Genomic DNA, 12,817 nt, shown 5'->3' on the forward strand with positions numbered 1-12,817 from the left:
GTTTTTACCTCGGTGACTGATCTGAAGCGTAAGCTCATGCGCTACGTACGCCAGTACAACAAGTCGCCAAAGACCGTGAAGTGGAAGTACTTCGACCCAACGCGCCGAATCGCTACTGAATCAGCTGTTACAGGACACTAGCGAGGCAAGACCGAGTTGAGCAAGGGGGCGCGCCAGCGACCAGCCTCGGGATCGTACAGACCGAAACCCGCGCCAAACTCCCAATAGGCGAAGCCTAAGTCGAGCCCCTCCATCTGCTCGCGGACGCTGCCAGTCCAGCGTACGCGAGAGGCCGTGTCCGCGCGGCTGTACGCACCGAACTCCCCCACGTAGAGCGGCAGGCGTCGCGCCACGGCCCAGCGCTCGGCGAGCGCTAGACCCTGAGCGATGAACGCGGCTTCATCCACCAGCAACCTAATACTTTCATTCCTCTCGTAGGTCACTTCGAGGAAAGACACGGTGAAGGGCGCCTGCGGATCGGGCGTGTTGTTCTGCAGGTGAATGTCCGTGGCGGCTAGCGGTGGATCGAAGGTCACCGTGTACCGATTGACGCCTGGCCCAGACTGCAACTCGCGCACGGCGAAGTCATCTCCCATGCCAGCGCGAATGCTCAAGGACAGGGCTTGGTCAACCTCCACGGTCAGGGAGTCGACGGCATCGAGGGGCGAGCCTCGGTGCAAGGCCAACCCAGCCCATCCCGCATCGAAGGTCACGCGCATGCCCGCGTCCTCGGCGTCGGTCGTGGTATCCCAGGACCAATTCTCCCAGCCCCAACCGAGCGCGTAGCGGGTGCCGATCCAGTCCACCCCGAGGGGCGGTATCGGATCGATCCACTCAGCCCCTTGGTGGGTAAACCCGAACGGCTCGTAGAAGTGTACGGTGGCGATCAAGTGCGCATCGTCGGGAGGCTCGAAGGCATCCAGGGCATCGACACTATTCCACTGCACAGGACCTGCCAACACGGGTCGATCTGGATCGATCGCGCGAACCACTGCCAAGGCCTCGGCAAGGTAGGCGTTCCAACGCTCAGGGTTAGCGTTGAAGGCGCCGTGCGGTTCGTTCAGCAACTCGAAGTACACCTGATCGGGATCGTAGGCGCGCAAGCGGTGGGCGAGCTGTCGCCATATCGCCAGAGCCCGCTCGCCTTCCGCGTCGGGATCCGCGTTTAGCTCATCGTGATGGTGGTCATTGACGACAACCGCAAGCCCCCGCGCACGAGCCTGCTCGATCGCCCACACGACACGCGAGAGAAAGGCGGGATCGATGCGGTAAGGCGCTTTCGCCTGTGTGTGATAGGTCCAACTCACCGGCAAGCGGATATGATCGAAACCAACGGCGCTGACCCGCGCGAAATACTCCGCCTCGAGCGTCAAGCCCCAATCGCCCTCGTTAGGTGCCTCGAGCATATTGCCGAAGTTGACCCCGCGCTCGAGCGGGCTCGGCGGCAGCTCCTGGGCCGACAGGCGCGCGCAAGCGCACGCTATGACGATAAACACGCCGCACGCGCGGAGCACGGCCTCGCAAGAGACGGGCGCTGGGCCCAGGTGTGAGCGACTCAACGAGGAACCTCCTGCGGAACCACTTGATCAGCGTGTGTGCGGGGCTCTTTTGAGTCAAGTGCCCGTTGTGCCCGACACCCGAGGCCTCAACAGCCGCCCTTCTCCACGAGGTACGCTACGACCAGGGTCATCGCATTTGCGTTCGCTTGCGCGCGCGGCGCCTTGTGTTCCACGTACCGGATGATCGCCGCCACATCGAACAACTCCTGCGGCGCTCGGCAGTACACCTCGCCCAGGAACGACGTGCGCTCGTCCAGCGTGGCGATCATGTCGAGGGAACCACCAACGTAGGCGTTGAGCATGGGGTGCGCGTCGCACGCCACCGTCGCCGCTTCGCAAATCGCCTTGAACCCCGCCACCGTGAGGGCGTGGCTCGTGGTGGGCAGCGAGGCGCTTAGCAGGAGCGCCGATGCGACCAGTCTCCTAACCGCCAAGTGTCGATCTGACATCATTTCGATCCTTGCAGTGATTAAAATAAAACAATAATCTATTGCTGTTTTAATTTAATTTCAAGGGATGGATCGATGACTCGACGATTCTCACAGCTGGTGGCATGGGCGTGCGCCGGCCTCATCCTGGCGCAGGTGCTCCTGGGCGCGTACGCCCTGTTCGATATCGGCGCCTTCGCTCGCCTCACACAACGCACGCTAGCATTGCCGATCCAGTGGGTGAGCGTGGAGCCCACGCAGTGGTATGCGCTCCTCCTGCTAACGGTGCTCGCCGCCCTGCCCGGCCTCGCCGCGCTTTACTTCCTACGTCGATCGTTCGCCAAGTTCGCCCGGGGCGAGTACTTCAACGACGCTAACAGCCGAGATCTGAGGCGCTTCGCCGTGCTGCTGCTAGCGCAGGCGCTGCTGCGCCCGCTGCACCACGTGCTCGCTAGCGTCGTGCTCTCGGTCAACCATCCGCCCGGACAGAAGCTCTTGAGCTTGAGTCTCGGCAGCCACGAGCTACAGGCGATCGGCCTGGCCCTGGTGTTCTGGGTGCTCGCGAGCCTGCTCTTGGAGGGCGCGCGCCTGCAGAGCGAAAACCGGCAGTTCGTCTGACATGCCCATCCGCACCACCCTCGATCTCGTCATGACCCAGCGCCGCATCACGGGCAAAGAGCTCGCGGCCATCGTAGGCGTCACCGAACAAAACCTATCGTTGCTGCGGACTGGAAAAGTGAAAGGCGTGCGCTTCTCTACGCTCGAGAAACTCTGCGAGGCACTGTCCTGTCAACCGGGAGACCTGCTGGTATTCGAAGCGCCGCCCGAGGACGAGTAGGCGAGCAATCAGGCCGTGTAGGCCAGGGGCGATGGCGCAGCGCTGCCATCCTTTGCGCGAGGGTCGCTATCATGCTCCCCGTTACGCGGCGCCATCGGGCGCCGCCCTGTCGCCCCGCGGGTGCTGCCGTCTACGCTCCGCACGCCTGCTGGTGCCAGGCACGCACCGCTATGCTCTCCTCACGTTTCTCTGCGGGGCGTGCCCGCCTAGCACGACCAGCGCACAAGACAACGGACGCCACTCACATCCCCATGCTCCCGAAGACGTGCCCTGCGGCCGCCGCCGCCAAGCACTTCCTCGCCGACGGCGCGACCATCGACGGGATCGACCGCGGCAACGCCGAGCTTGGCGACGAAGAGCTGCAGGCGATGCACCTGCCGAGCTTCATCGATGCGATCGACGCCGACGTGGTGTCGATCATGGCCTCCTTCAGCTCCCTGAACGGGGAGCAGATTCACGGCTCCAAAGGCATCCTGAGCGATCTTCTAAAGGATACGCTAGGCTTCGATGGCGCGGCCGGCGACCTGGTGCTCGACCCGGCGCAGCGCGCGCTCATCGAGACCCACCACGACGCGGGCAAGACCGTGATCACCGTGCTCATCACCGGACGGCCCTTGCTCGTAAACGAGGCGCTCGCCAGTTCCGATGCTTTTGTCGTCGCCTGGCTATCAGATTCGCAAGGTGCGGGGATCGCCGACGTGTTCTTCGGCGACCACCCGTTCGGCGGCAAGCTCAGCTTCTCCTGGCCGCGCGAGGCGAACCAGATTCCCCTGCACGTGGGGGATGAGGCCTACGACCCGCTCTTCGAGTTCGGCTTCGGCCTCACCTATTGATATCGGAAGCTCAAAACACCCCAGGTGTGCACCCCACAAGATTTAAATCCGACGAAATCCCCTCGTAGGGCTCGGGCGCCTGGGTGAAGAACGGCGCGTCAGTCTCGAAGGGTGCCTCGTAGCCCTCGGCGGACAGGCCCTCGATGTCGAAGGTATCCGGCGCGTCCCAGTCCGTGCACCACACGCCGCTGGCCCGACTGAGCGCATCGGAGAAGCTGCTGGTCGGGTCCGCAAGGTCGTAGAGCGCATCGAGTTCCGCTTCACTCGCACCGAGCAGTTCAGCCACGCCGGTGGTGAAAGCGCCGATCCCGTCGCGCCGATTCACCAGCACCACTTCCTCGCAGCCAAGAGCCTGCAATACCTGCGTGGGCACGGGATCAGTCCAGCCGCCGGCCGACAAGCGGCCATCGGGCAGCTCCAAGGCCCGCGCGAGGCCCGGCTCCGCCGGCGATAGGGTCAAGATCTCGCGCCAGGGCGCCTCGCCAAGGCTGGTGAAGCGTTGGCTCTTGAGGTCGGGGAAATCGCTTGCGAGGCGCGCCTCGGCGCGAGCGATATCCGAGCTACGGCCCCAGTAGCCAAAGCGGATATCATCAAAGCTAACGTCCCAGTTGATCGGCTGGGCGGCCAGGTACTGCGTGCGCGCTTGCGTGTAGCTGTCTACCGCGTCGCCCTGAAGTACGGCGGTGGTAACTGCCATCTGCACGTAGCGACCGATCGGGTCGTCCAAGCGGGAGGGGGCGTTGTCATCGAGATTGGCGAGATAGTCGTCGAAAAGGGCAGAGAACGCCTCGCCGCAAGTGCTATCGCCCGCTGGCAGCGTAGCGACGGTGGGCCAATCCATGAAGCGGCCCGGCACCGCGCAGGCATCCACTAAGCTGCGCGCCGTCTCGATGTCATACTCGCCGTAGGCAGCCAGGAAGTTGCCGAGGCGACCAACGATCTCGGCGAAAGCGTCGAAGTTGATCACGCCGGGACGTACGAACACGGTCGGATCATCCACAGTGAAGGTGGCGGCGTTGGCCAAGCTGTCAATCAGGTCGATGGCGTGGAAGACGGGGTCCGGCGAGGTCAGCAGCAGGTCGATCACCTCGGGATTGATCAGGCTTTGCACGGCCGGGTCACTCAAGATATCGAGTAGAGCCTCGACGCCAGCGAGAGGGTCATCACCTTGCAGGAGCGCTAGGATGCCCTCTTCCTCGATCAGCGCAATCAACTCTACGATCAAGACGATATCGCCGATGAGCCCTGCCTCGGTCAGGCCCTGGATCGCCTTCATCCAGAAGGCTTCGCGTGCGCCCGCTTCTACGCGGCTGCATACGCGGTTACCGCAATCGGTCACCAGCGGATTGGCCTGCGCACTCTCGGTGAGGAACAAGGTGATGCTGCCGGAGCTGCCGCCGGCAAGGCCGCCGAGGGGACCGTAGTGTTCGATCAGGCGAGCGATGGAGGTGAAGTGGGCCCACAGGCGCGGACCATTGCCGCGAACGCCTGCGCACATCGGGGCGTCGTAACCCCAGGCGCGTAGGGCGCGTACCCCACTTCCCGGGCGAAAGTCGGCGGTCGCAAAGCCGTTGTCCGCGTTACTATCCCAGCCGTAGAGGCCCGTTCGCGGGCCGGCGGCGACCGTGTAGTACAGAGGCAAGCCACGATTGAAGCGCACGGTACCTGCGCTGGTGCCGATCGGGTTGCCATCCGGAAAATCGAAACCGGCACTTCGCCTTAAGCCACTCGCTACGCCGAGCAGATTCACCTCACTGCTGTCCGCGATCGCCTCGTAACGTTCCAGCTGGGCGGGGATCACGATGGGACCGAACACGTCCTGTTCGAAGTTGCCCGCCAGCGCCGTGCCGAGGGCGAAGGTAGCTGAGCATGCGAGCATAGCCGCTGCGCGTGTGAGGGGTATTGCGTTCATCGCTCTCGTCCTTTGAAGTCGTGCCGGTCGACGTGTGTCCGACACGCCGCACGTTGAGTATACCGGCGCAGGGGAAGGGGCACTTATCGCAGCACGCGCTATCCGATCGTTGCGACGTCAAGTTGCCCACTTGGCGACGACCTGCTCACCGTGCCGCTGAACAACCTCCGTAAGGGCTACGCCCGCCGAGCTACACACCTCATCCCACGGCAGGCGCCGCACAGGATCCTGCACCCTCAGCGAAGGCGTCCGCTACCTCCTGCAGCATCCAGCGCATGCGCGGATCCGCCGAGAAGCGCGGATGCCACAGGGCGTAGTAGTCCGTCGCTGGCAGCTGCAAGGGGACCTGCTTGACTACAAAGGTGCCCGCCTGGGCGAGGCGCGTCGCGACCCGCGAAGGCACGGTGGTGATACGGGTATCGCCCAACAGCTGAGCGTCGATCATGCTGAAGGCAGGCACGGACGCGCATACATGACGCTCCATCCCCAGCCGCTCCAACTCGATGTCCACAACGCCCTTGCGGTAACCGAGGGGCGCCACCAGCACATGGGTCGCCTTAGCGTAGCGGCGAAGGGTGAGATTCCCGCCGGCCAGAGGGTTGTCCGCTCGCATCACGCACACGAACGGATCGGTCGCGAGCTTGCGTAACTTCAGCGTGTCCGGCGCATGCCAATTCACGCCTACCAGCAGGTTGATCTGACCAGCCTCGAGCTCGCGGACGGAGTAGTCACGGGCGAGCGGTACGGTGATCAAGCGCATCCGCGGCGCCTGATAAGCAAGTCGACTGACCAGGGGGGAGACGAGGCGCATGAGCACCTCATCGGTGGCGCTGATCACGAACGATCCGGTGAAGTCGGCCGGTGAGATCGGGGCCTGCGCAACCAACGCGGCAGCTTGGGCCAGAATCGCCTCCACCTGCTCGCGCAAGGCCAGCGCACGCGGCGTTGGCTGCATGCCGTCGCTCGTGCGTACGAACAGCTCGTCGTCGAACCACTCGCGCAACTGCGCCAGCTGCTTGCTCACGGCGGACTGGGTAACTTGCATCGCATCCGCCGCGGCGACGAGGCTGCCGCGGGTCATGATGGCATCGAAGGCTTCGAGCAGGGGCAGTCGCTTAAAATTCTTAATGCTCATACTCATCTTTCCAATCATTCCATTTCAGAATATTCAAGGCTCACCTACAGTGCACGCCACGTACCGCAACACCCCCCTTGGAGATATCCGATGCAACTTTTCTACAAGCCCGGCGCCTGCTCCCTGGCCTCGCACATCGTGCTCAACGAGCTGGCCTTCACCTTCACTCTCGAGAAGACCGATACGGCGAAGGCCATCACCGCCTCCGGCATCGACTACCGCACGATCAATCCGAACGGCTACGTGCCGGCCCTTCAGACCGACGACGGCGACATCATCACGGAGAACACCGCGATCCTGCAGTACCTCGCCGACAGTGCGCCGGCCGCGGGCCTGGCGCCGACGCCAGGCACGCTCGCCCGCACCCGCCTGCACGAGATACTCAGCTTCCTGTCTACAGAGCTGCACAAGGCCTATGGTCCCTACTTCTCTGGGGAGGCCCTCGCGGGTGAGCGCAAGCGGGCGGTGGAGCGCAAGCTCGCCGCGCGCATCGATACGCTAAGCGCGCACTTGGGTGATGGGCGCACCTACCTGCTGGGTGAGCAGTACAGCGTGGCGGATGCCTACGCGTTCGTACTACTCAGCTGGTCCTTCGTGATCGATCACGATCTGGCCCAGTGGCCTGCGCTGGTGGCGTACTTTCAGCGTATCCGTTCCCGCCCGGCCGTGGTCAACGCGATGACCGCCGAGGGCCTGCGGGCGGCGGAGCTGGCCTCATGAGTCCCTTCGAGGCGATCTGAGGAGGTGCTCGTCACCTATTTCCAGGGGCTGTACTACAGCGACACGACGCGCCTGGCCACGGTGTTTCATCCGCAGGCGCTCTACGCCACAGCCGACGAACACCCCACGCTGGTGCGCCACATGGACGAGTATCTCTCGGTGGTGGCCGCCCGCGAGTCGCCCGCCGCGCGCGGTGACCCGCGCCACGACGCCATCGATGCTATCGAACTGGCCGGGCCCAACACCGCCATGGCACGGGTCAGGTGTGTGATCGGGTCCCGCCGCTTCGTGGATTTCCTGACCCTCGTGCGCGAGCGAGGCCGATGGCGGATCATGGCGAAGGTCTTTCAGATCATCGAAGACTAGAGGCACACAGGAGACTTCCCCATGCCCTACGTGAACATCAAGGTGACCCGCGAAGGGGTATCGTCCGCGCAGAAAGCCGCTCTGATCAGCGGCATGACCGAGCTGTTGCAGGCGGTGCTGAACAAGGACCCCGCCACCACCGTAGTGGTGATCGACGAGGTCGAGATGGAGAACTGGGGCATCGCCGGGCTGCCGGTCATCGAGTACCGGCAGCGGCACTCCTGAGCGGCGGGGGGCGGCGTGGTCGCGACGAGCGCGAGCATGCTGCTCGCCCGTATCGGCCATCCCCGTCATGACGGCGCACAACGGCCGCCTGGGCACGCACTTGGACAACCCGCCATGGCCGTCGCAACCTCTTCGCGGTGGGTGTCGGCATGGCGCCCAGCCCCTGGAGGTCCCTGGAGGTCCCTGCCCGTAAACCCGTCGGATCGGGTCAGCGGTGCGTGGCCGCGCTCCTCACCTCGCCTACAATGAGGCATCTAACCCCATCGGAAGGAAACGACATGAATCTCGTTCGCACCACCCTAGCGACGCTCGCCAGCGCAGTCCTGATCGCCGCCTGCGCGCGGGCCCAACTCCCCTTCGACGTCGAGCCGATCGCCTCCTTCGACGAGCCGTGGGCCTTTCACTTCCTGCCCGATGGCCGCCTGCTCGTGACCGAGAAGAAGGGTAACCTGCGCATCGTCAGTCAAGACGGAGACTCCTCTCGCCCGGTGGTCGGTCTACCGGACGTCGACTACGGCGGACAGGGCGGCCTCGGCGACGTAATCACCCATCCCAACTTCGAGGCAAACCGCATCATCTACCTAAGCTACGCGGAGCGCGGTACGGGCGGTACGCGCGGCGCCGCCGTGGCTCGTGCGGTCCTCGAGGAGGCAGGACGTGCCGCCCAGCTAAAGGAGCTCGAGGTGATCTGGCGCCAGTACCCGAAGGTGGTCGGCCGAGGTCACTATGGCCACCGCCTGCTCTTCGACAACGACGGATACCTATGGATATCCTCAGGTGAGCGCCAGAAGTTCACGCCAGCCCAAGACATGCAGGCGAACCTCGGCAAGATCCTGCGCCTACGCGACGACGGCTCCATCCCCGAGGACAACCCCTTCGCGGACTACCTCGAGCGCAATCCCGCCGTCGACGACGTCGGCGTGTACGGCCAGATCTGGTCCCTCGGCCACCGCAACCCCCTCGGCATCGCCTTCGATCTCGAAGGCCGCTTGTGGAACGTGGAGATGGGCCCCGGCGGTGGCGATGAGCTCAATCTCGTGGTTCGCGGGGCCAACTACGGCTACCCCGAAGTCTCTAACGGCAATCACTACAACGGCCGCCCCATCCCCGATCATGACACGCGACCGGAGTTCAACGCCCCGGCCGCCTGGTGGGCGCCGGTGATCTCGCCCGGCCACCTGATCGTATACGGGGGCGATGCCTTCGCCGACTGGCGCGGCAACGCGCTGATTGCGGGTCTCTCCTCCCAGGCGATCATCCGCGTGGAACTAGGTGAAGACGGCAGCGCAAGCGAGGTCGAACGCATCCCGATGGGCGCACGCATCCGGGGCCTGGCGCAGGGCCCGGCGGGCAACCTCTGGGTGCTCGAAGATGAACGCGGTCGAAGCCGAGGCCGGCTGCTCAAGCTGACGCCGAAGTCCTAGGCACCGCCTAGTAGGCCCCACGGGAGGAGGAGCAACGTGCCTAGGGGCAAAAAGTACCCGCGAATTCTTCAACGCACTTAGGGGACAGGACACTAGCATGAGCATCACAGAGCTCGGCGCCCTGGGCGAGTTGCTGGGCGCCATCGGCGTGATCGCCTCACTGATCTACCTGGCCATACAGGTGCGCCAGAACACGCGGGCAATGGAAGAGAGCCGCCGTTTGGCTCTGGCGCAAACCTACCAGATGCGGGCTGACGCGCTGCAAGAGATGCTGGTACACGCGGCGCAGAGCGAGGTAGGCGCCATCATCGTCAAGCTGACCAAGGCCGGCTACCCACGAGATATCAAGGCGTTGGACGCTCTGACGGACGAGGAGAGGGGACGCTTTCGCCAGTGGCAGATCGCCCAACAGACCCATTGGGACAACATGCACTTCCAATACCAACAGGGGTTCCTCGATCCCGAATACTACGAGTGTGCGTTCCGCGAGCGCGTCGTCCGCCTTGCACCCACCTGGCGCACGCTCGGTCTCACTAGCGGCCGTCGCAGCTTCTTCGACGCCGTGCGTGAGATCGAGGAAGAGCATAAGCAGGCGCACAACGCCGAACACCTTGAAGAGGACCTTGCCGACTAACCGCCGGTGGCGAAGCCCAAGGGAGCCTGTTTGGGCATTGCCAAAACCGTTATGTGACGCATATCACATGCTTCATTGTGGCGCGCTGTTGGCTCCCCATCCCCGGCACGCCCTCGTGCGGTGAAATGTCACCATCGTTTCACCGCCCGAGGATTCCATCATGAGCAAGCTTACTTCCTACGTGGCCGGCGGCGCGCTTGCCCTAGCGGTTGCCGTCAGCATCAACCACCAGTACGTGCAAGGCCTCCCCCACACAGGGCTCGCAAGTGCTGCTACGCCGGCCATCACGGCCGACGCTTCCGAGGCCGCGACGCACCTCGTCGCATCCGTGAGCTCGATGCCCCTTGCGCCGATCGCGCCCTTGCCGCCGGCGTTGAGCGATATCCAACTCAGCGAGGCGCGCAGCAAGATGAGCCGCTCCGTGCAGGCGATCGCCTCGGCCGGTGGCGAGCAAGAGGTGCAGCTGGTCATCCGCTTCGACAATTCGTTGGCGAGTGCAGAGCAGCTAGAACGCTTGGGAGGTGAAGTGCTCGCGCACTACGGCGCCCTCGGGATGGCCGCCGTGCGCATCAGCGCCGGCGCCATCGATCAGCTCGCCGCCCTGGCGCCGGTGACCCGCCTGTCGATGGACGCCCCGGTTATCGCCTCGTCGTTCTCCTCCAAGAGCACGGCTCGCGTGCCGGATCAAAATGCACCGAACGGGCAGTTTACCGGGCAGAACGTAGGCGTAGCCGTGCTAGATTCGGGCCTCGCCAAGCACAACGACTTCAAGGGTTACACGCAGTACGAGTTCCTCAACGGCAAGTACCCACGCCCTAAGCTAAGCCCCGCCGGTCAGGTCAACAGTCGCAACAGCAGCAAGCGAACCGACCCCTTCGGCCACGGCACCCACGTGGCCGGCATCATCGTCGGGAGCGGTAACTCGAGCGCGGGGGCCCTGCGCGGCGCGGCACGAAACGCCACCCTGCTCTCCATGCGCGTGCTAGACAGTCGGGGACGTGGTAACACCTCCGATGCGATCGCCGCCATGAACTGGCTCCTCGAGTACGGTCCGGCCTTCGACATCGAAGTGGTCAACATCTCCTTCGGCAAGGCCATCGAGGAGTCTGCCGAGAACGATCCCCTGGTGCAGGCCGCTGAGGCGCTTTGGGACGCAGGCATCGTGGTGGTGGTGTCCGCCGGCAACTACGGCCGCGATGGCCACATGACCATCACCAGCCCCGGCAACTCGCGCAAGGTGATCACGGTTGGCTCACTCACCGACAGCGGCACCGCGGACTTCTCGGATGACTACGTCTCCACGTACTCTTCACGCGGCCCTACGCTGATCGATCACGTCTTGAAGCCAGACCTAATCGCACCGGGCAACCGAGTGCTGGCGCCTGCCGACGAAGACTCGGAACTCGGCGATGAGATGGAAGACCGCCTCTACCGGTGCAACCGCAGCGGCTGCTCCGCCGACGATGACGGCCGCTACCTCGAGCTGTCCGGCACCAGCATGGCGGCTCCCCTGGTCGCTGCGGCCGCAGCGAACATGCTGCAAAAGGACCCGTTGCTAACGCCGGCCACCATCAAGGCACGCTTGATGCGCTCGGCGCGCAAGATCGATGCAGACCCAACGCACGCCGGTGCCGGCGTGCTCGACATCAACGCGGCCCTCAACCAGACGGGCATTCTCTACGAGGAGGCTCTCTCGCCCCTCATGGCCCGCTCGGAGGATGGCCAAGTCGTGATGGTGGAAGACACGGCCCAGCTGTGGGGCAACCCGACTTGGGGCGCCGGATACCTGTGGAGCGATGGTTACCTCTGGTCCGATGGCTACCTGTGGAGCGACGGTTACCTTTGGTCAGACGCCTACCTTTGGAGCGACGGCTACCTCTGGTCCGACGCCTACCTCTGGAGCGACGGCTACCTCTGGTCCGATGCCTATCTTTGGAGTGACGGCTACCTCTGGTCCGATGCGGTCGGCGATACGAACGCTCTTTATCGCACTACGGGGCAGGTGACCACCCTGCAAGACGACTAAGATCACGCCCAGGCCCCGGCAACCGAGGGGGAGGCGGCAAGCAGCCTCCTCCCCCAGCGAGCTACGCCGATCGGCGCCAATGCTCGGGCCACCTAGGGCCTACGCTTCGGCGGTCGATGAGGGCAGCAATCGGGATGCTTCGATCAAGAGCAACACTAGCAACCACCCGTAGGCCATCCTCGGATCGTAGGCCGTGAGCACCCAGTGCGCGAAGGCCAAGCTCGCTGCTACGTACGCGCCGCGATGAAGTCGCTTCCAACGAGCACCGAGGCGACGCACGCTGCGGTCGTTGCTGGTCACTGCGAGCAGCAACATGATCGCCGCCCCCATCCACGCACTCAGGTAGGCGGCGCTCGCCCCCTCCGTCAGGACGCGGGACCACGGCTGGCGCCACAGATAGGCGCACACGTGGAGGGCCAAGTAGGCAAAGCTGGCCACGCCGACGGCGCGGCGCTGGCTGACCAGCCACCGCCGGAGGCTTGCGTAGGGTAGCCATCGCCTAAGGGGTGTGATCGCTAGGGCGAGCACCACTAGCTGCAGGGAGAGCAACCCCGTGCGGTGGACGTACTCCCCGTAGACTAGCCTGCTTTATTCATGAGGTGTGGCGTTGAGCCCCTGAGATGAGATCGTAGGGCGTTGACCGCAGCTGAGCGAGTGCCTGTGAGGCGTTCTCAGGGTTGAGGCCGGCGTTTTCCGAGTGTTGGGGTCGCTCATGCA

The 12,817-nt window shown here is 64.3% G+C and carries 15 protein-coding genes; 10 read left to right on the top strand and 5 right to left on the bottom strand.

Features of this window, described 5'->3' with window-relative positions:
* A partial coding sequence (locus AAGA68_26390; protein MEM9388597.1) for an IS630 family transposase occupies positions 1-141 on the top strand: 141 nt, incomplete at its 5' end.
* Here the strand turns inward: AAGA68_26390 and AAGA68_26395 are convergent.
* Together AAGA68_26395 and AAGA68_26400 are read right to left on the bottom strand one after the other, a co-directional pair.
* Positions 138-1,559 (bottom strand): glycoside hydrolase family 5 protein, encoded by a 1,422-nt coding sequence (locus tag AAGA68_26395; protein MEM9388598.1) that lies wholly within the window; start codon positions 1,557-1,559, stop codon positions 138-140. The genes AAGA68_26390 and AAGA68_26395 overlap by 4 nt on opposite strands.
* An 86-nt stretch (positions 1,560-1,645) precedes the next feature.
* Positions 1,646-2,011 (bottom strand): hypothetical protein, encoded by a 366-nt coding sequence (locus tag AAGA68_26400; GenBank protein ID MEM9388599.1) that lies wholly within the window; start codon positions 2,009-2,011, stop codon positions 1,646-1,648.
* Between the two features lie 72 nt (positions 2,012-2,083).
* On the opposite strand from AAGA68_26400, the gene AAGA68_26405 reads away from it, so the two are divergent.
* The 3 genes from AAGA68_26405 to AAGA68_26415 all read left to right on the top strand — a co-directional run bounded on the left by AAGA68_26405 (position 2,084) and on the right by AAGA68_26415 (position 3,658).
* Positions 2,084-2,605, top strand: a complete 522-nt coding sequence (locus tag AAGA68_26405) for a DUF2975 domain-containing protein (protein MEM9388600.1) — start codon at positions 2,084-2,086, stop codon at positions 2,603-2,605.
* 1 nt (position 2,606) lies between these two features.
* Positions 2,607-2,825, top strand: coding sequence for a helix-turn-helix transcriptional regulator (locus AAGA68_26410; GenBank protein ID MEM9388601.1), 219 nt, complete (start codon positions 2,607-2,609; stop codon positions 2,823-2,825).
* A 170-nt stretch (positions 2,826-2,995) separates the two neighbouring features.
* Positions 2,996-3,658, top strand: coding sequence for a glycoside hydrolase family 3 protein (locus AAGA68_26415; protein ID MEM9388602.1), 663 nt, complete (start codon positions 2,996-2,998; stop codon positions 3,656-3,658).
* A gap of 10 nt (positions 3,659-3,668) precedes the next feature.
* On the opposite strand, the gene AAGA68_26420 is transcribed toward AAGA68_26415, so the two are convergent.
* Positions 3,669-5,570: a hypothetical protein gene (locus tag AAGA68_26420; protein MEM9388603.1), complete on the bottom strand. Its 1,902-nt coding sequence runs from the start codon at positions 5,568-5,570 to the stop codon at positions 3,669-3,671.
* Between the two features lie 199 nt (positions 5,571-5,769).
* Positions 5,770-6,705 carry a LysR family transcriptional regulator gene (locus AAGA68_26425; GenBank protein ID MEM9388604.1) on the bottom strand — a complete coding sequence of 312 codons (936 nt, stop codon included), beginning with the start codon at positions 6,703-6,705 and terminating at the stop codon, positions 5,770-5,772.
* Positions 6,706-6,795: 90 nt separating this feature from the next.
* Between AAGA68_26425 and AAGA68_26430 the strand changes: the two genes are divergently transcribed.
* The 6 genes from AAGA68_26430 to AAGA68_26455 all read left to right on the top strand — a co-directional run bounded on the left by AAGA68_26430 (position 6,796) and on the right by AAGA68_26455 (position 12,100).
* Positions 6,796-7,425 carry a glutathione S-transferase C-terminal domain-containing protein gene (locus AAGA68_26430; GenBank protein MEM9388605.1) on the top strand — a complete coding sequence of 210 codons (630 nt, stop codon included), beginning with the start codon at positions 6,796-6,798 and terminating at the stop codon, positions 7,423-7,425.
* A 24-nt stretch (positions 7,426-7,449) separates the two neighbouring features.
* Positions 7,450-7,791: a nuclear transport factor 2 family protein gene (locus AAGA68_26435; protein ID MEM9388606.1), complete on the top strand. Its 342-nt coding sequence runs from the start codon at positions 7,450-7,452 to the stop codon at positions 7,789-7,791.
* A gap of 21 nt (positions 7,792-7,812) precedes the next feature.
* Positions 7,813-8,016 carry a 4-oxalocrotonate tautomerase family protein gene (locus AAGA68_26440; protein MEM9388607.1) on the top strand — a complete coding sequence of 68 codons (204 nt, stop codon included), beginning with the start codon at positions 7,813-7,815 and terminating at the stop codon, positions 8,014-8,016.
* A 278-nt stretch (positions 8,017-8,294) separates the two neighbouring features.
* Complete coding sequence (locus AAGA68_26445; protein MEM9388608.1) at positions 8,295-9,440, top strand: PQQ-dependent sugar dehydrogenase; 1,146 nt, start codon at positions 8,295-8,297, stop codon at positions 9,438-9,440.
* A gap of 97 nt (positions 9,441-9,537) precedes the next feature.
* Positions 9,538-10,074, top strand: coding sequence for a hypothetical protein (locus tag AAGA68_26450; GenBank protein MEM9388609.1), 537 nt, complete (start codon positions 9,538-9,540; stop codon positions 10,072-10,074).
* A 160-nt stretch (positions 10,075-10,234) separates the two neighbouring features.
* On the top strand, positions 10,235-12,100 hold the full coding sequence (locus AAGA68_26455; GenBank protein ID MEM9388610.1) for a S8 family serine peptidase: 1,866 nt from the start codon (positions 10,235-10,237) through the stop codon (positions 12,098-12,100).
* 99 nt (positions 12,101-12,199) lie between these two features.
* Here the strand turns inward: AAGA68_26455 and AAGA68_26460 are convergent, their stop codons facing one another.
* Positions 12,200-12,649, bottom strand: a complete 450-nt coding sequence (locus AAGA68_26460) for a ferric reductase-like transmembrane domain-containing protein (protein ID MEM9388611.1) — start codon at positions 12,647-12,649, stop codon at positions 12,200-12,202.
* Positions 12,650-12,817: the final 168 nt, after the last annotated feature.

The organism is Pseudomonadota bacterium (assembly GCA_039193195.1).
Lineage (GTDB): Bacteria > Pseudomonadota > Gammaproteobacteria > Steroidobacterales > JBCBZW01 > JBCBZW01.